Here is a 16,705-nt window from a genome sequence, read left to right as displayed (position 1 = left end):
GGGACGTGTACAGATGGGCATGATCACTGACTGGCCGTCACTGGCGGCGTGTCAGAACGGGGACCCGGACGCGTTGTTCGTACAGGGCGCCGAACAGAACGTGGCGAAGAGGATCTGCCGGAGCTGCCCAGTTCGGTACGAGTGCCTGGCCGACGCGCTCGACAACCGGATCGAGTTCGGCGTGTGGGGTGGCATGACCGAACGCGAACGCCGGGCGTTGCTGCGGCGTCACCCGCAGGTCACCAGCTGGCGGAAGATGTTCGAGGCGGCCATGAGGAAGAACGCCAAGGAGAAGGCCGGCCGGGACAAGGTCCTCGTGACCACGGCCAACTGACCGACGCGCCGGTCGGCCGCGCCGCTCAGCGCCGGCTGATCGCCTCGCCGATCGTCCGCAGCCCGTCGACGTCGTGCACGTCGGCGGGCTGCGCCGTCACCGACACCGCCGGCACCGCCGGGAACTCACCGGTGAACCGGGCCGCCACCTGCTCCTCGCGTGCCGCCTGCTGGGCCAGCGCGGCGTGCGCCCGCAGCACCTCGGCGGTGCCCTCGTGCCCGCCCGCACCGGCCAGCCGCTCCGCGGCGGCCAGACTGTCCGCCGCGGACAGGTCCGGCACCGCCGGCCGGTGCACCCGGTTGAGCACCAGGCCGGCCAGCGGCATCCGCTCGGCACGCAGCCGGCCGGCGAAGTAGGCGGCCTCCCGGACCGCGTCCGGCTCCGGCGCCGCGACCAGCAGGAACGCCGTCTCCCGGGCCTGAAGGATCCGGTACGTCTGCTCGGCCCGCTGCCGGAAACCGCCGAACATCGAATCCAGCGCGGCGACGAAGCCGGACAGGTCGGTGAGCAACTGCGCGCCGATCACCTTCTGCACGACCTTCGAGAACATCCCGAAGCTGGCCGTCACGAGGCTGAACATGCTCCGCCCACCGCTGCGGGCCGGGGCGAGCAGCAGCCGCAGCATCCGCCCGTCGAGGAAGCGGGAGAGCCGGGCCGGCGCGTCCAGGAAGTCGAGCGCCGAGCGGGACGGCGGGGTGTCCACCACGATGAGGTCCCACTCGCCCCGGGCGTGCAGCTGGCCCAGCTTCTCCATGGCCATGTATTCCTGCGTGCCGGCGAAGGTGGAGCTCATGGCCTGGTAGAAGGGGTTGGCGAAGATCTCCGCCGCCTTCGCCGGATCGGTGTGCTGGAGCACCACGTCGTCGAAGGTGCGCTTCATGTCGAGCATCATGGCGTGCAGCTGGCCGCCGCTGGACTCGACGTCGATCCCCTTGACCTGGCGCGGGGTGTTGTCCAGCTCGGTCAGGCCGAGCGACTGGGCCAGCCGGCGGGCCGGGTCGATGGTGAGCACCACCGTCCGCCGGCCGTGCTGCTCGGCCGCCCGCAACGCCAGGGCCGCCGCGGTGGTCGTCTTGCCCACTCCGCCCGCCCCGCAGCAGACCACGATCCGTACGCCCGGATCGGCGAGGATCTGGTCGACGTCCAGCGGTGGCGCCGCGTCTTCGGAAGGCACCAATCGAGCGTATCGGTCTCGAGGGTCTCTCTGCTCCGTGCCGGCCGCAGGTGTGAGTCAATCCGCCCGGACGAGCGTCTCGGCCAGCGTCTCCAGCCCCGCCCGGTCGACCCCGCCGGGCAGCAGCGGCAGCTCGGTCAGGGGAAGACCCAGCTCCACCAGCTCGGCGCGGAGCGAATCCTCCAGCTCCCGGCGTACCTGCTGGTCACGGGCCTCGGCGGCGAGGCCGGCCACGGTCCGCGCGTCGGTCGGCAGGCCGGCGGCGGCCAGCCCGCGCTTCAGCTCGGCGCCGGTCACCGTGCGGCCGGCCGGCACCGGGGGCCGGGCCCCGTTCACGATCACCCGGCCGACCGGGAAGCCGAGCTTGGTCAGCTCGGCGATCGCGTCGACGGTCTCCTGGACCGGCATCTCCTCCAGCAGCGTGACCACGTGCACCGCGGTCATCGGCGATCGGAGCAGCGCGGAGACCCCCTCGCTCTGGGTCTTGATCGGGCCGACCTTGGCCAGCCGGGCGGTCTCCGCGGTGACGTTGAGGAAACGGCCGATCCGGCCGGTCGGCGGCGCGTCCAGCACCACGGCGTCGTACGCGCGGCGCTGCCCGCTGGTCCGGGTGGTCGCCTCCTTGACCTTGCCGGTGAGCAGCACGTCCCGCAGGCCCGGGGCGATGGTGGTGGCGAAGTCGATGGCGCCCAGCTTGCGCAGCGCGCGGCCGGCCGCGCCGAGCTTGTAGAACATGTCCAGGTACTCGAGGAGCGCCTCCTCGGCGTCCACCGCCAGGGCGCGCACCTCGCCGCCGCCCGGGGCGTCGGTCAGGTGCCGCTCCTCGTAGGGCAGCGGGTCGGTGCCGAAGAGCTGGGCGATGCCCTGCCGCCCCTCCACCTCGACCAGCAGGGTGCGCCGGCCGCCGGCGGCCAGCCCGAGGGCCAGCGCCGCCGCCACGCTCGTCTTGCCCGTGCCGCCCTTGCCGGTCACCACGTGCAGGCGGGCCGGCCATCTGCCGGCGGACTCGGCCGGCTGCTCAGTCGCTGCCACCCGTCGAGCCTAACCAGCCGCCGCGCTCACGCGACCTCGCAGACCCACCAACCCGTCTTCCGCACCACCGTGAAGCGCAGCTCCTGGTCGGCCACCTTCTCGTCGGCCGTGGTCATGGTGACCCGGGTGCTGACCGTGGCGCGGTCCCCGGTCTGGTTGTCGACCTTCGGGGTGGTCCACCGGAACCGCGCGTTCTGGTACTGCCCGGCGTACTTCCGCACCTCGGCGACCTTGGCGGCGATCTTCTTGTCGTCGCGTGACGACGAGCAGACGAAGGTGGCCGCCGCGCGGGGGTCCTGGTCCTTGTAGACCGCGGTGAGGAAGCCGTCCACCGCGACCGCCGGCTCCTTGGCGCCCTGGCCGTCCTCGGCCTGCCGCAGGGTGAGGAACGCGGCGGTGGCGCCACCACCGCAGAGCAGGATCGCCGCAGCCAGCACGATCGAGGCGATCAGCAGGCCGCGCCGTTTCTTCGGAGCCACCGGCTGGGGGTACGGCGGGTAGCCGGGCGCGGGCAGGGCACCGGGGGCCGGCGTGGCGCCGGCGGGCGGCTCCGGGTGGGCGGGACCACCGGGCGAGCCGGCGGCGCCACCGATGGGCGGTTGGGTCATGTCTTCCCCCGGGGTGCGGCGCGCCGACGCCGCCCGAGGCGACGGACACGTGATCGAGCGTGGCGGGCGAGCGCGGGGTGGCTCGTCCAGACCGGAAGGGTAGCGGTCGGCGGGCGGCTTGCCAGCCCCGCGTACGCCCCGCGCCGGACGTGAAGCCGCCGCCGCTCTCCCGATCGACGATGTGTCGCATATGTGACTCCACGTGGCCGGGCGTGCGCGTCCCGTTGTCGGGACTTGCCGCAGGTCCTACGTTCGTCGCGAGGCGGGGGCCCGGCCGGCGACGTTTCCGAGCCGGATGGTGACGGTGAACAGGCACGAGGCCCGGAGGCAGCTGGATGCGCGACGCGGAGAACATTCCCCGAGCCCACTTTCCCCCCGGCGAACGGGCGGGCCGGCCCGGCGACGCCGAGGGGCCCGGCGCGGGAGGGCCGGTCAACGAGCGGTCCTACCGCCCGCCGGCGGAGGTGCTCCGCGTCCTGGTCCGGCCGGCCGGGCGGAGCCGGGACGAGGAGGAGCCCGGCTACGTCATCCACCTGCCCGTCCGCGTCCCCGACCTGGCGGCGGCCACCGCGCTCGCCGGCACCGTGGCCACCTCGCTGGGCTTCCTCGGCGAGCTGGACGCCGGCGAGACCACGGTCTCCACGGCCGACGACCAGAACAACCGCCACCGGGTCTTCTGCGATCTGCTGCTGCCCGACCGCACCCGGTGCCCCCAGCGGTACGAGCACGAGGGCCCCTGCGGTGAACCGCCCGCTGCGCCCGACCAGCGTCCCGCGTCCCCGTAGCGGCGCCGGACCGTAGGCTGTGCCTGACCGAAGTCCATGCCAGGCAAGGGAGCCTTCACCCGATGCAGAAGTGGGAATACGCCACCGTCCCGTTGCTGGTCCACGCGACCAAGCAGATCCTCGACAACTGGGGCGAGGACGGCTGGGAGCTGGTCTCCGTGGTTCCCGGCCCGAACCCGGAGCAGCTCGTCGCCTACCTGAAGCGTCCGAAGGGCTGAGGCGATGAGCAACGGACCGCACGCGAAGCTCGCGGAACTCGGCCTGACCCTGCCCGAGGTGGCGTCGCCGCTGGCCAGCTACGTGCCGGCCGTCCAGTCGGGGCAGCACGTCTACGTCTCCGGCCAGCTCCCGCTCGCCGAGGGCAAGCTGCTCGCCACCGGCAAGGTCGGCAACGGCGTCTCCGCCGACCAGGCGAAGGACCTGGCGCAGCGGTGCGCGCTGAACGCGCTCGCCGCGATCGACTCGCTGGTCGGGCTGGAGAACGTGGTCAAGATCGTGAAGCTGACCGGCTTCGTGGCCAGCGCGCCCGGCTTCACCGGCCAGCCCACCGTGGTCAACGGCGCCTCCGAGCTGTTCGGCGCCGTCTTCGGCGAGGCCGGCCGGCACGCGCGCAGTGCGGTGGGCGTCGCCGAGCTTCCGCTCGACGCCCCCGTCGAGGTCGAGGTCATCGTCGAGGTCGCCTGACGCCGCGCACCCGCGATCTTGCGGATGCCGGTGGGCAGACGCCCCCGCAAGGGGACATAACCCCTGGTGGCACCGCAAGATCGCGGGGAGTGGCGGGCGGGGTCGTACGATCGCTGCCATGGGCGCTGTGACCGGAGCCGCAGGGGCTCTCGCGGACGAGCTGCCGGGGTGGGTGACGCTGGTGCGCGCCCCGAACCCGGGGCCGATGACGCTCGACGGCACGAACACCTGGGTGCTGCGCGCCCCGGGCGCCGAGCGGGCCGTGGTGGTCGACCCCGGTCCGGCCGACGAGGAGCACCTGGCCGCGCTCGCCGCGCACGGCCCGGTCGGCTTCGTGCTGATCACCCACGGGCACGCCGACCACACCGAGGGCGCGCCGCGGCTCAGTGAGCTGCTCGGCGGGGCGCCGGTCCTCGCCGTCGACCCGGCGCACACCGTGGGCGGCACGCCGCTGACCCCGGACACCGCGCTCGACGCCGGCCTGGAGATCCGCCTGCTGTCCACCCCCGGGCACACCGCCGACTCGGTCTGTTTCCTGGTCGGGCACGGCGACCAGCGCGTCGTGCTCACCGGCGACACCATCCTGGGGCGGGGCACCACCGTGGTCGCCCACCCGGACGGGCACCTCGGCGACTACCTGTCGAGCCTGGAAGTGCTCGCCACGTACCGCGGGATCCCGGCGCTGCCGGGACACGGCCCGGCGCTTGCCGACTGCGGCGTGGCGGCCGAGTTCTACCTGGCCCACCGGCGGGCCCGGCTCGACCAGGTCCGCGCGGCGGTCGCCGCGGGCGCGACCACCGCGCCGGAGGTGGTCGAGCGGGTCTACGCGGACGTCGACCGGTCCCTGTGGTGGGCCGCCGAGTGGTCGGTCCGGGCCCAGCTGGAGTACCTCGGGGTGACGCCCCGGGAATCCGGCGCCGGGGGTGCGGGGTTGGAGCAGCCGTGACGTGCCCGGTGTGTGGAACCGTCGCCGTGCCCGGCGCGCGGTTCTGCCACAACTGCGGCGCCGCGCTGCCGGCGGCCGCCACGCTGCCCGCCGCCGAGCGGCGGGTGGTCACCGTGCTCTTCGGCGACCTCTCCGATTTCACCTCCTGGTCGGAGGACCTGGACCCGGAACGGGTCGGCGCGGTCACCGACCGGGTGCTGGCCGCCCTGGCGGGCGCCGTCAAGACCTTCGGCGGCCACGTCGACAAGCTCACCGGCGACGGGATCATGGCGGTCTTCGGTGCGCCGGTGGCGCACGAGGACGACGCCGAGCGTGCCGTCCGGGCCGCGCTCTCCATGCAGCGGGCGGTCCGGCGGGTGCTCGACGACGAGCGGGGCGGCGGCGCGCCGCTCGGCCTGCGGGTCGGGCTGAACACCGGCGACGTGATCGCCGGCATCCAGGCCGCGATCGAGTACACGGTCATCGGCGACACGGTGAACACGGCGGCCCGGCTCGCCGACGCCGCCGCCGTGGGCGCGATCTACGCGGGCGCCCGCACCTCAGCCGCCACCCGGCACGTCGCCTCCTGGCGGGCGCTGCGCCCGCTGCGGCTCAAGGGCAAGCGCGAGCCGGTCGAGGCGTACGAGCTGCTGGGCCTGCTGGACGCGCCGGGCACCCGGTCCGGCCTCGGCGACGAGGCGCCCTTCGTGGGCCGGGAGACCGAGATCGGCCGGGTCGCCGGCCGGCTCGCCGAGGTGATCGACCGGGGCGAGCCCCGGGTGCTGCTGATGACCGCCGAGGCGGGGATCGGCAAGTCCCGGTTCGCCGCCGAGGTGGAGCGCCTCGCCGCCGGCTACGACGTCGGCGCCGGCCGGTACGCCGCGCACACCGGCGCCCGGGTGCTCTCCGTCCGCTGCGCCGCGTTCGGCGAGCGGCGCCGGCTCGCCCCCCTGGCCGACCTGGTCCGGGCAGCCGTCGGCCTGCCCAACGACGCCGCCACCGCGCTCACCCGTCCGGCCGTCGAGGAGCGGTTGCGCCGGCTCGGGCAGCGCCTCGGCCGGCTCCCCGGCGAGGTGCCCCCGCTCGCCGTGGACCAGCTCCTGGCCCTGCTCGGGTACGCCGAACTGCCCGCCGCCACCGAGAACGGCGAGTGGAACGCGGCGTCGCCGCCGCCGGACGCCGAGGCGGTGCCCAACGCGGTCGCCGAGCTGCTCAGCGCGCTCGCCCGGGAGGCGCCGCTGGTGATCGTGGTCGACGACCTGCATGACGCCACCGCCGAGACGATCAAGGCGCTCGCGCTGACCCTCAACCGGCTCGGCGGCCCGGTGCTTGTGCTGCTGCTCGGCCGGCCCGAGCTGGTGCGGACCGCCGGCGCGCTGACCCGGGTCGCGGACGCCGAGGTGCACGCGCTGCCCCCGCTGCGTGGCGCCGACGCGTCCCGGCTGCTCACCAGCTATCTGGGCGGCGGCAAGCTGTCGTCCGCCGACGCGGACCGGCTGCTCGCCACCGCTCAGGGCAACCCGTTCTACCTGGCCGAGCTGGTCACCCTGCTCATGGAGCGCGGCGCGCTGACCGCCGGCCCGGGGCGGGACGCCAACGTCGGCTGGCGGCTCGCGCCCGGCTCGCTGGGCAGCCGGCTCCTCTCCCGCGACCTGGCGGCCGTGCTCGCGGCGCGTATCGACGCGCTGCCGCCGGACGCCCGCTCGGTGCTGCGGGACGCCGCGGTCGTCGGCGACACCGTGCCCGACGGCGCGCTGGAGGCGCTGCGCGAGCAGCGCGTCGGGCGAGACGGCCGGCCCGCCGCGGTGGCCGCGGTCGAGCTGGACCGGGCCGTCGAGGAACTGTTGCAGCGCCGCATGCTGCACCGCACCCGCACCGGGTTCGCCTTCGCCACCCCGCTGATGCGGGAGGCCGCGTACGCCGGGGTGAGCAAGGCCGAGCTGGCCGAGCGGCACGCCGCGCTGGCCCGCTGGGCCGCCCCGGAGAGCGCCGAAGGCACTGCCGTGCCGCCCGGCGGGTTCACCGAGTCCGCCCGGGACGACTTCGTCGCCGAGCACGTCGAGCGGGCCGCCGCGCTCGCCGACGCGGTCAAGCTCCGGCCGGACGCGCCGGCCCGGGCGGTGGCACCGCTCGGCGTCGCCGCGCTCGGGCGGGCCGCCCGCCGCGCCCTGCGGTCGGGGGAGCCGGCGATGGCCGTCGAGTACGCCGAACGCGCCGCCGAACTGGCCCGCGACGGGTTGCCGATGGCCGACCGGGTGGTGCACGCCCGGGCGCTGCTCCAGATCGGCCGCCCGGCCGACGCGCTCGCCTTCGCCGAGAAGATCGCCGCCAACGCCGGGGACGCGGCGGCCACCCGGACCAGCGCCCTGCTGCTGGCCGGGCAGGCCCACCAGACGCTGGGTGACGCCGCCCGGGCCGAGCGGAGCTGGCAGGAGGCGTTGCAGGTGGCCACGGCGGCCAACCTGCCGACCATGCGCGCCTCGGCGATGCGCCGGCTCGGCATGGCCGACTTCATCGCCGGCCGGCTGGGCCAGGCGAGCAGCCGGCTGGCCGCCTCCTACCAGGTCAGCCTCGCCGCCAAGGACCCGCGCGGGCAGGCCTGGTCGTTGCAGAACCTGGCCTGGGTCTCCACCACCCGGGGCGACTTCGCCGGCACCGACGCGGTGCTCGGCCGGGCCGCCCGGCTCTTCGCCGAGCTGAAGGACCCGTACGGGCGGGCCTGGTTGCGCGGCACGACCGCGTTCGCCCGGCTGCTCGCCGGCCGGCTCCGCGAGGCGTGCCGGATGGCGCAGGTGTTCCTGCCGTTCGGCGAGCGGGTCGGCGAGGCGTGGGCGGTGGGCACCCTCCGTGCCGTCGAGGCGTACGCCACCGCGGAGCTGGGCGAGCTGGGCGAGGCGGACCGGGCGGCGCGCCGCGCGTACCGGGACTTCGCCGAGGTCGGCGACGACTGGGGGCAGGGCTTCGCGCTGGTCGTGCGCGGGGTGGTGGCGCGCGGCCTGGGCGAGCCGGAACATGCCGCCGACCTGGTCACCGACGCCCTCACGTACGCCGACCGGACGGCGCACCCGCTGCTCACCGGGATGGCCGGGACGCTGCGCGGCTTCGTGGCACTGGACATGGGTGACGCCGAGACGGCCGAGCGGGAGGCCCGGTCGGTGCTGACCACCGTGGAACCGCACAACCCGCAGGCGCCCGCCCAGGTCGCGCCCCGGGTGCTCCTCGCCATGGCCCGGCTCGCCGCCGGCGACTCCGCGACCGCGGTCGGGCTGCTCGCCCCGGTGGCCACCACCGCCGCCAACACCCCGTCGCTGCTCTTCTCCCGCCGGCAGACCATGGCCCGCTACGCGTCCGCGCTGCTCGCCCACGGCCAGCGGGAACAGGCGCTGGACTGGGCGCAGCGGGCGGTGTCCGCCCCGGCCGAGGACGTCCGCAGCCAGGTCGTCGCGCGGATGGTGCTGGCCGAGGCGCTCGCCGCCTGCGGCCGTCCGGCCGAGGCGCTGGCCAGCGCCGAGGAGGCGGTGCGGCTGGCGTACGCCACCGAGCAGCGCAGTGAACGGGCCGTGGCCGACGCCCTCCGCGTTCGTCTCGCCGGAAGCTGATTCCGCCGGCGCGTTCGTCTCGCCGGAAGCTGATTCCGCCGGCGCGTCCGTCTCGCCGGAAGCTGATTCCGCCGGCGCGTCCGTCTCGCCGGGAGTTGATCCCGCCGCCGGTTCTGCCGGTTCCGGGGATGTGTCCGTCGTAGGGGGCGGTTAGCGTGGGGGCGAGGGCCGTCCACGCCGACGGCCGCGGGTGGGAGGGACGATGAGGCTGCCGCGCTCGGGCGCCGGCTGGACGATCGCGGTCTTCGGGCTTCTGGCGCTGCTGCTCGGCGCGCTGGGGCTGATCTGGCCGGAGGCCCAGCTCCGCCTGCTCGGCTTCGAGGTGCCGGCCGAACGCGCTTCCGGTGACTACACCGGGACGTTCCTGACCGCGTCGTCGATGGCCTCGTTCAACATGGGCGTCTACTACCTGCTCGCGGTGGTCACCGAGTGGCGGCCGTTCTACCGGTTCACCGTCTGGTTCCGGCTGGTGACCTTCACGGTCTTCAGCATCGCGGTGCTCTCCGACGTCGCACCGGACCGGTTCTTCGGGGTCGCCGCCTGGGAGGGCCTGGGCGCGGTCGCGACCGCCGTCGGCCTGTGGTGGGACGCCCGCCGGGCGGCCACCGGGCCGGGCCGGCCGGCCGCTGCTGACGACGCCGTGCCGGGGCCGGGCCCGGTTCCGGCCACCGACGCGGTGCACTGAGCGACCGGAACCATTGGGTATTTTCGAGTCGTGACCGAGACCCCGCCCGGTGCCCTGCGGCTGCCCATCGTGCCCGGTCTGACCGACCTGGAGGTCTTTGCCCGGGGTGGCTACGCCACCGTCTACCGGGCCACCCAGATCTCGGTGGGGCGCGAGGTCGCGGTCAAGGTGGAGAACCGCACGCTGGACAGCGATCGGGACCAGGCCCGGTTCCTGCGCGAGGCGCGGGCCGCCGGAAAGATGTCCTCCCACCCGCACGTCGTGGACCTCTTCGACGTCGGGGTCACCGTCGACCAGCACCCCTACCTGATCATGGAGCTCTGCGACGGCTCGTACGCGGAGCGGATGCGCCGGCGTCCGCTGGGGGCGGCGGAGGCCCGCGACCTCGGTGTGAAGATCGCCGACGCGCTGGCCCACTCGCATGCGGCCGGGGTGCTGCACCGGGACGTCAAGCCCGCCAACATCCTCTACTCGCACTTCAACCCGGCGGTGCTGGCCGACTTCGGGCTGGCGGTGCTGGCCGAGGTGCGCGACGCGTCGGTCACCCTGGAGGTGCTCACACCGGCCTACGCGCCGCCGGAGATGTTCAGCCACAGCCCGCCCAGTCCGGCCGTCGACGTCTACGCGCTCTGCGCCACCCTCTACGCGGTGATGCACGGCCGCCCGCCGCGCTGGCAGTCCGAGCGCAACCCGAGCCTCGTCACCGTGCTGGAGATGTTCCAGCAGCCGATCCCCGGCCTGCCCGGTGTGCCCGACGAACTGGTCGACGTGCTGCGGCTGGGCATGGCCAACGACCCGGGCGAGCGTCCCTCGGCCGTCGAGCTGCGCGGCATGCTCGCCGCACTCCCGCTGGACCCGGGCGCCGCGCCGGTGAGCGGTGCGCCCTATCCGGGGCCTCCGTTCAGCGGCGGCTCCACCACGGGCGGCCACCCGCTGACGCGCTCCGGCCAGCCGAGCCCGCGCCCGCCTTCGGACGACACCCACCCGACCGTGCCGGCCCGCGGCCGGCGCTGGCCGCGGCGCTGGTTCCTCGGCGGGGCGGGTGTGCTCGCGCTCGCCGCCTCGGCCGGGGCCGGTGCCTGGCTGGCCGACGGTGGGCCGACCGTGGTGTCGCCGACTCCGGTGGCCAGCGGGGCCGGAGCGAAGGTCGCGCCCGGCTGCGCGGCGGGTGACGCCCGGTTGCCGGCGGGTGCCCGGTGTGCGTCCGAACTGGAGTGTTACGGCCCGGTACGCCTGCGCCGCAACCAGGCCGAGGCGACCCAGGTGCCCTGCGACGGCCGGCACACGTGGGAGACCTACGCCCAGGGCGACCTGCCGGCCGCGCTGGCCGGGGCGGGCCACGGCGCCGTGCTCGCCGACCCGGCCGTCCAGCAGGTCTGCAGCGTCAGCACGTTCCAGCTGGTCAGCGGAATCCGGCAGGTGACCGGCTGGAATCTGGAGGTGCTGCCGCCGGCCGCGACGGACCTCGACCGCACCTACCGGTGCCTGGCAGGGCGGGGCGTGGACGCGCTGGCCGTGCCGACCCTCACCGGTCGCTGATCCCGTTCGCCGCCCGCTGCTGCCGTACCGCCCGCGGGTCGAGTGCGGCCAGGGTGTCGGCGTCGCCCGGGTGGCCGCCGGCCGCCCGCAGGTCCCGCACCGCTCGCGGATCGAGTGCCTCCAACGTGTCGGCGTCACCCGCGTAGCCACCGGCCGGCGTGCGGAGCTGCCGGACCGCCCGGGGGTCGATCGCCTCCAGCGTGTCGGCGTCCACTCCGTACGGGGCGGGGACCGGCCATTCGTCGCTCGGGGCGTCGACGCGGGGCGGCGCCTGCCGGGCGGCGGTGACCGCCACCCCGGCGATCATGCCGAGCAGCACGCAGACCAGGGCCAGCACCACCGACAGGATGCCGGCCGGGCGCCACACCACCAACGTCACCAGCGCCGCCACCGCCGCCAGCGACGCGACGACGGCCTTGACCCGCGCATCGGGCTTCGGGAACGAACTCACCCGACAAGCATGGCCCAGGGTCCCGAACTGTCAACCGCCGGACCCGGACGGCTTCCCGTCAGAAGGCCCGCGCAGCCGGTCACCCTCTACTCCGGAGGGCTGCTTAAAGCGCCGATCAAGACAATCTCGTTACATCAATCGGCAATCTGTCGCTTCTGCCCGCGTTTGACGGACGACTCCGGATGGCCGTGATCCCTAGAGTCATGGACGCGGCGGGTGATCGGGCACCCGCCGCACCCCAGGCCCTGACCCGGTGGACGGTCGGAACGCCGAGCGTTCGGGACACCGGAAGGCCGGTGCGGCGGGTTAGAGTACCGCCGAACCCCGCTCCGGCCGATACCCCCGGCCCGAACGCGAGGGTGTTCCGCCGCCGTGATCCGCGCCTGGGCGACCGGCGGCCCTCGACCTCCCGACCGAGGAGATCCCGACCTCCATGTCCCGAAGACTGATCTCTGTTCTGGTGTCCGCCGGGCTCGCGCTCGGCACGGCGTTCGGCATGTCGCAGCCGGTCAGTGCGGCCGGCTCCGCTCCCGACGGCGGTGGCCGGGCGAACGCCGGCGTCAAGCCCGGTGCGCGCACCGCCTCGGCATCCACGAGCGCCACCACGCCGGCCGGCTACGCGATCCGCGGCATCGACGTCTCCAGCCACGACCACAATCTCGGGCCGATCGACTGGCCGGGTGTGGCGGCCAACGGCTACAAGTTCGCGTACGTCAAGGCGACCGAGGGGCAGACGTACCGCAATCCCTACTTCGCCGAGGACTACGCGGCGGCCAAGGCGGCCGGCCTGCTCGTGGGCGCCTACCACTTCGCCCGCCCGGACGGGCGCGACCCGGTCACCGAGGCGAACTTCTTCGTCGACAACGCGAAGTTCGCCAAGGACAGCCAGACGCTGGTGCCCATGGTGGACATCGAGTGGCCCTACTGGTCCGGCGCGCCGACCTGCTACGGGCTGACCACGACGGAGATGTCCGCCTGGATCAAGTCCTTCACCGACCAGGTCAAGGTCCGCATCGGGCGGCCCGTGATGATCTACACGAACACCAACTACTGGAACCCGTGCACCGGCAACAATGCCACCTTCGGCGCCAACCCGCTGGACATCGCCGGCTACACCACCACCCGTCCGCCCCTGCCGGCCGGCTGGACGACGGAGACCATCTGGCAGTACGCCGCCGGTGACGCCAGCAAGCCCGCCAACTACAGCCAGAACGTGTTCAACGGCGACTACGCGGCCCTGACCCGGCTCACCGGAGCCCCGGCGGTCGCCGCCCCGATCGCCCTGCGCGCGCGGATCAACAGCCGCTACGTCGTGGCCGAGAGCGCCGGTGCCAAGCCCCTCATCGCCAACCGCACCTCCATCGGCCTGTGGGAGCAGTTCGACGTGGTCGACGCGGGCGGCGGCTTCGTGGCCCTCAAGTCGCGGGCCAACGGCCGCTACGTGGTCGCGGAGAGCGGGGGCGCCAAGCCGCTGATCGCCAACCGGACGGCGGTCGGCCCGTGGGAGAAGTTCACCATCATCACCAACGCGGACGGCAGCATCAGCCTCCGGGCCAACGCCAACGGCCGGTATGTGGTGGCGGAGAACGCGGGCACCAAGCCGCTCATCGCCAACCGGACGGCGATCGGCCCGTGGGAGAAGTTCGACCGGATCGCCACCTCCTGAGCCGCCGCCGTCGCCCGGCGCCCTGACCAGGGGTGCCGGGCGCCGGCGCTCACCGGGCTCAGTAGGACTTGTCCTGGCCCAGCACGTGCTGGGCGACGAAGTTGAGGATCATCTCGCGGCTGACCGGGGCGATCCGGCCGGCGCGGACCGCGCCGAGCAGGGTGGCCACGCCGTACTCGGTGGTCATGCCGGCACCGCCGAGCGCCTGGACGGCGGTGTCCACGGCGAGCGCGGCGGCCTCGCCGGCCGCGTACTTGGCCATGTTGCCGGCGACGCCGGCCTCCAGGTCGCGCCCGGCGTCGTAGAGGGTGGCCGCCTTGTGGATCATCAGGCGGGCCAGCTCGACCTGCACCGCCGCGTGGGCGAGCGGGTGGGCGACGCCCTGGTGCGAGCCGATGCTCTTCCCGCCCCACACCGTCCGGGTGGCGGTGTACCCGCTGGCCCGTTCGATGGCGTACCGGCCGGTGCCGGCGCCCATCGCGGCGATGGTGATCCGCTCGGGGTTGAGGCCGGAGAAGAGTGCCGGCAGCCCGGCGTCGAGGGACTCGCCGACCAGCGCGTCGGCGGGCAGCCGGACGTCGTCCAGGTAGAGCAGGAACTGGTTCTCCGGGGACAGGATCTCCATGTCCAGCTTGGACCTCTCCAGTCCGGGTGCGTCGGTCGGCACGATGAACAGCGCCGGCTTGAGCTTCCCGGTGGACGCGTCTTCGGTACGTGCCACGACCAGCACGTGCCCGGCCTCGTCGACGCCGGAGATGTAGCACTTCCGGCCGGTGAGCAGCCAGTCGTCGCCGTCGCGGCGGGCCACCGTGCCGAGCCGGTGGAAGTTCGACCCGGCCTCCGGCTCGGTGATCGCGAACACGATCTTCTGCGAGCCGTCGGCCAGGCCGGGCAGGTGGCGCTTGCGCTGCTCGTCGGTGCCGTGCTTGTTGATGACGGTGGCCGCGATGGCCGGCGAGACCACGAGCAGCAGCAGAGGGCAGCCGGCCGCGGCCAGCTCCTCGCAGACGATGGCCAGCTCGGTGATGCCGCCGCCCCCGCCGCCGTACTCGGTGGGGATGTTGACGCCCAGGTAGCCGAGCCGGCCGGCCTCCTGCCACAGCTCGGTGGTGTGCGCGCCGGCCTTGGCCTTCTCGACGAAGTAGCCATGGCCGTACTTCCGCCCCAGCGCGCGGACGGCGTCGCGGAGCTGGTCCTGCTCGGGGGTGAGGTCGAAGTTCATCGGGGGTCCTCCTCGTCGGCGTTGACCACGGCCAGCACGGCCCCGGTGTCGACCTGGCCGCCGGCCGGCACGGGCAGCTCCGCCACCACGCCGTCGGCCGGGGCGAGCACGGGGTGTTCGAGCTTCATCGCTTCGAGGGTCAGCAGCAGGTCACCGGTGCTCACCCGCTGGCCGACCTCGACGTGCACCCGGGTCACCGCGCCGGGCAGCGGCGCGAGCAGCGACCCGGCCGCCGGCTCCGCGGTGGGCAGCGGAAAGCGCGGCAGCTCGGTGAGGCTCGCCGCCCCGTCCGGGCCGTCCACGAAGACGTCCGACCCCACGCGGTGTACGCGGAACGCCCGCCGCACCCCGTCGACGTCGAGCACCACGCGGTCCGGGGCGGCCTCGACCAGGGTCACCGCCTCGACGCCGGATCCGGGGTCGCCACCCGCCGCCGACACCGACCAGTCGGCGAGCGCTCCCGTGCGGTCCAGCCGGTACCGAACTTCGATCTCGGCGCCGTCCGCTCCGGCGAACCGGGCGACCTGCGGGAACGCCGGCACGTTGCGCCACCCGGACGGCAGCCCGGCCAGCATGGTGGCCTCGGCGCGCCGCCGCACGGCCGACGCGAGCGCGGCGGCCAGGGCGGCCAGCGGGAGCCGGTCCGGCGGGAGCAGCGGGGCGAAGACCTCGTCGTGCCGGTCCAGGAAGCCGGTGTCGATGTCGGCGGCGCCGAACTCCGGGCTGCGCAGCACCCGGACCAGCAGGTCCCGGTTGGTGACGACGCCGTGCAGCTCGGCCCGGGCCAGCGCGCCGGCGAGAGCGCGGACCGCCTCGGCCCGGGTGGGCGCCCAGGCGATCAGCTTGGCGAGCATCGAGTCGTAGTGGACCCCGACCGTGGAGCCGTCGACCACGCCGGAGTCGAGCCGCAGGCCCTTCGCCGGGGCGAACTCGGCGGCCACCCCGGGAATCGCGAACCGGTGCAGCGTGCCGGTGGCCGGGCGGTAACCCTGGGCCGGATCCTCGGCGCAGAGCCGTACCTCGACGGCGTGGCCGTCGGCCGGTGGGGTGGCCGTCAGCGGCAGCGGCTCCCCCTCGGCCACGAGGAGTTGCAGCCGCACGAGGTCCAGCCCGGTGGTCAGCTCGGTGACCGGGTGCTCCACCTGGAGGCGGGTGTTCATCTCCAGGAAGTGGACCTGCCCGTCGGGGGCGAGCAGGAACTCCACCGTGCCCGCGCCCACGTAGTCGACCGCCCGGCCGGCGGCCACCGCCGCCTCGTGCAGCCGCTCCCGCACCTCGGGCGGCAGGACGCCCGGCGCCTCCTCGACGATCTTCTGGTGCCGGCGCTGGATCGAGCAGTCGCGCACCCCGAGAGCCACCACCGTGCCGTGGCTGTCGCCGAAGATCTGCACCTCGACGTGCCGGCCGCGTTCGACGTACCGCTCGATGAAGACCGTGCCGTCGCCGAACGCCGCGGCCGCCTCGCGGCGCGCGCCCGCGACGGCCTCGGCGAGCCCGGCGGCGTCGCGGACCACCCGCATGCCCCGGCCGCCACCGCCCGCGGCGGCCTTGACCAGCACCGGGAAGTCCGTCACCTGATCGGTCTCGGTCCAGGTGTGCAGCATGGGCACGCCCGCGTCGGCGAGCAGCGCCTTGGCCGCCATCTTGTCGCCCATCGCGGCGATCGCCTTGGCCGGCGGGCCGACCCAGATCAGCCCCGCGTCGGTGACCGCCGCGGCGAACTCGGCGTTCTCGGCCAGGAAGCCGTAGCCCGGATGGACTGCGTCCGCGCCGGACCGGCGGGCCGCGTCCAGGACCAGGTCGATCCGCAGGTACGTCTCGGCCGGCGTGTTGCCGGGCAGCCGGACGGCCTGGTCGGCCTCGGCCACGAAGGGCGCGCGGGCGTCGGCGTCGGAGTGCACGGCGACCGTCTCGACGCCGAGCGTGCGGCAGGTGGCGAAGACCCGGCGGGCGATCTCCCCCCGGTTGGCGACCAACAGCCTCGTGATCATGGCTCGACCC

The 16,705-nt window shown here is 74.6% G+C and carries 15 protein-coding genes; 9 read left to right on the top strand and 6 right to left on the bottom strand.

Features of this window, described 5'->3' with window-relative positions; all coding sequences use genetic code 11:
• The first annotated feature begins 13 nt into the window (after positions 1-13).
• The gene (locus ABZW14_RS16845; RefSeq protein ID WP_355346640.1) at positions 14-334 is read left to right on the top strand and encodes a WhiB family transcriptional regulator; all 321 of its coding nucleotides are present in this window, start codon (positions 14-16) and stop codon (positions 332-334) included.
• Between the two features lie 25 nt (positions 335-359).
• On the opposite strand, the gene ABZW14_RS16840 is transcribed toward ABZW14_RS16845, so the two are convergent.
• From ABZW14_RS16840 to ABZW14_RS16830, 3 genes are read right to left on the bottom strand one after another with little or no spacing between them, the layout of a single operon-like run.
• A complete protein-coding gene (locus ABZW14_RS16840) occupies positions 360-1,511 on the bottom strand; it encodes an ArsA-related P-loop ATPase (RefSeq protein ID WP_355346637.1) in 1,152 nt (383 codons plus the stop codon).
• Between the two features lie 54 nt (positions 1,512-1,565).
• Positions 1,566-2,540, bottom strand: a complete 975-nt coding sequence (locus ABZW14_RS16835) for an ArsA-related P-loop ATPase (protein WP_355346634.1) — start codon at positions 2,538-2,540, stop codon at positions 1,566-1,568.
• 26 nt (positions 2,541-2,566) lie between these two features.
• Entirely contained in the window at positions 2,567-3,148 is a 582-nt protein-coding gene (locus ABZW14_RS16830; RefSeq protein ID WP_355346631.1) for a hypothetical protein, read from the bottom strand.
• Between the two features lie 335 nt (positions 3,149-3,483).
• On the opposite strand from ABZW14_RS16830, the gene ABZW14_RS16825 reads away from it, so the two are divergent.
• From ABZW14_RS16825 to ABZW14_RS16795, 7 genes are all read left to right on the top strand, one after another.
• Complete coding sequence (locus ABZW14_RS16825) at positions 3,484-3,933, top strand: hypothetical protein (RefSeq protein ID WP_355346628.1); 450 nt, start codon at positions 3,484-3,486, stop codon at positions 3,931-3,933.
• Positions 3,934-3,995: 62 nt separating this feature from the next.
• On the top strand, positions 3,996-4,151 hold the full coding sequence (locus ABZW14_RS16820) for a DUF4177 domain-containing protein (protein WP_013289021.1): 156 nt from the start codon (positions 3,996-3,998) through the stop codon (positions 4,149-4,151).
• Positions 4,152-4,155: 4 nt separating this feature from the next.
• Complete coding sequence (locus tag ABZW14_RS16815) at positions 4,156-4,617, top strand: RidA family protein (protein ID WP_355346624.1); 462 nt, start codon at positions 4,156-4,158, stop codon at positions 4,615-4,617.
• 118 nt (positions 4,618-4,735) lie between these two features.
• The gene (locus ABZW14_RS16810) at positions 4,736-5,563 is read left to right on the top strand and encodes an MBL fold metallo-hydrolase (RefSeq protein WP_355346621.1); all 828 of its coding nucleotides are present in this window, start codon (positions 4,736-4,738) and stop codon (positions 5,561-5,563) included.
• Complete coding sequence (locus tag ABZW14_RS16805; RefSeq protein WP_355346618.1) at positions 5,560-9,141, top strand: adenylate/guanylate cyclase domain-containing protein; 3,582 nt, start codon at positions 5,560-5,562, stop codon at positions 9,139-9,141. The genes ABZW14_RS16810 and ABZW14_RS16805 overlap by 4 nt, the downstream gene beginning before the upstream one ends.
• Positions 9,142-9,343: 202 nt before the next feature.
• Complete coding sequence (locus tag ABZW14_RS16800) at positions 9,344-9,826, top strand: hypothetical protein (protein ID WP_355346615.1); 483 nt, start codon at positions 9,344-9,346, stop codon at positions 9,824-9,826.
• A gap of 30 nt (positions 9,827-9,856) precedes the next feature.
• Positions 9,857-11,365 carry a serine/threonine-protein kinase gene (locus tag ABZW14_RS16795; RefSeq protein WP_355346612.1) on the top strand — a complete coding sequence of 503 codons (1,509 nt, stop codon included), beginning with the start codon at positions 9,857-9,859 and terminating at the stop codon, positions 11,363-11,365.
• Here ABZW14_RS16795 and ABZW14_RS16790 read toward each other — a convergent pair.
• A complete protein-coding gene (locus ABZW14_RS16790; RefSeq protein ID WP_355346609.1) occupies positions 11,352-11,816 on the bottom strand; it encodes a hypothetical protein in 465 nt (154 codons plus the stop codon). The two genes, ABZW14_RS16795 and ABZW14_RS16790, sit on opposite strands and share 14 nt — an antisense overlap.
• Before the next feature lie 433 nt (positions 11,817-12,249).
• Here ABZW14_RS16790 and ABZW14_RS16785 point away from each other — a divergent pair, with 433 nt between their 5' ends.
• A complete protein-coding gene (locus tag ABZW14_RS16785) occupies positions 12,250-13,482 on the top strand; it encodes a GH25 family lysozyme (RefSeq protein ID WP_355346606.1) in 1,233 nt (410 codons plus the stop codon).
• A 58-nt stretch (positions 13,483-13,540) separates the two neighbouring features.
• Here the strand turns inward: ABZW14_RS16785 and ABZW14_RS16780 are convergent, their stop codons facing one another.
• Both ABZW14_RS16780 and ABZW14_RS16775 read right to left on the bottom strand, forming a co-directional pair.
• Entirely contained in the window at positions 13,541-14,704 is a 1,164-nt protein-coding gene (locus tag ABZW14_RS16780) for an acyl-CoA dehydrogenase family protein (protein ID WP_355346604.1), read from the bottom strand.
• The gene (locus ABZW14_RS16775; RefSeq protein WP_355346601.1) at positions 14,701-16,695 is read right to left on the bottom strand and encodes a biotin carboxylase N-terminal domain-containing protein; all 1,995 of its coding nucleotides are present in this window, start codon (positions 16,693-16,695) and stop codon (positions 14,701-14,703) included. Before ABZW14_RS16775 ends, ABZW14_RS16780 begins: the two co-directional genes overlap by 4 nt.
• Between the last annotated feature and the right edge of the window lie 10 nt (positions 16,696-16,705).

It is taken from the genome of Micromonospora sp. NPDC004551, from assembly GCF_040609975.1.
Taxonomy (GTDB): Bacteria; Actinomycetota; Actinomycetes; order Mycobacteriales; family Micromonosporaceae; genus Micromonospora.
Note: the sequence above shows the minus strand (reverse complement) of the source record. Positions and strands in the feature narration are given on the sequence as shown.

Coding starts and splice junctions, on each gene's coding strand:
- ABZW14_RS16845 (WP_355346640.1), top strand. CDS start 14: ATGGGCATGATCACTGACTGGCCGTCACTGGCGGCGTGTCAGAACGGG.
- ABZW14_RS16830 (WP_355346631.1), bottom strand. CDS start 3,148: ATGACCCAACCGCCCATCGGTGGCGCCGCCGGCTCGCCCGGTGGTCCC.
- ABZW14_RS16825 (WP_355346628.1), top strand. CDS start 3,484: ATGCGCGACGCGGAGAACATTCCCCGAGCCCACTTTCCCCCCGGCGAA.
- ABZW14_RS16820 (WP_013289021.1), top strand. CDS start 3,996: ATGCAGAAGTGGGAATACGCCACCGTCCCGTTGCTGGTCCACGCGACC.
- ABZW14_RS16815 (WP_355346624.1), top strand. CDS start 4,156: ATGAGCAACGGACCGCACGCGAAGCTCGCGGAACTCGGCCTGACCCTG.
- ABZW14_RS16810 (WP_355346621.1), top strand. CDS start 4,736: ATGGGCGCTGTGACCGGAGCCGCAGGGGCTCTCGCGGACGAGCTGCCG.
- ABZW14_RS16800 (WP_355346615.1), top strand. CDS start 9,344: ATGAGGCTGCCGCGCTCGGGCGCCGGCTGGACGATCGCGGTCTTCGGG.
- ABZW14_RS16785 (WP_355346606.1), top strand. CDS start 12,250: ATGTCCCGAAGACTGATCTCTGTTCTGGTGTCCGCCGGGCTCGCGCTC.
- ABZW14_RS16780 (WP_355346604.1), bottom strand. CDS start 14,704: ATGAACTTCGACCTCACCCCCGAGCAGGACCAGCTCCGCGACGCCGTC.
- ABZW14_RS16775 (WP_355346601.1), bottom strand. CDS start 16,695: ATGATCACGAGGCTGTTGGTCGCCAACCGGGGGGAGATCGCCCGCCGG.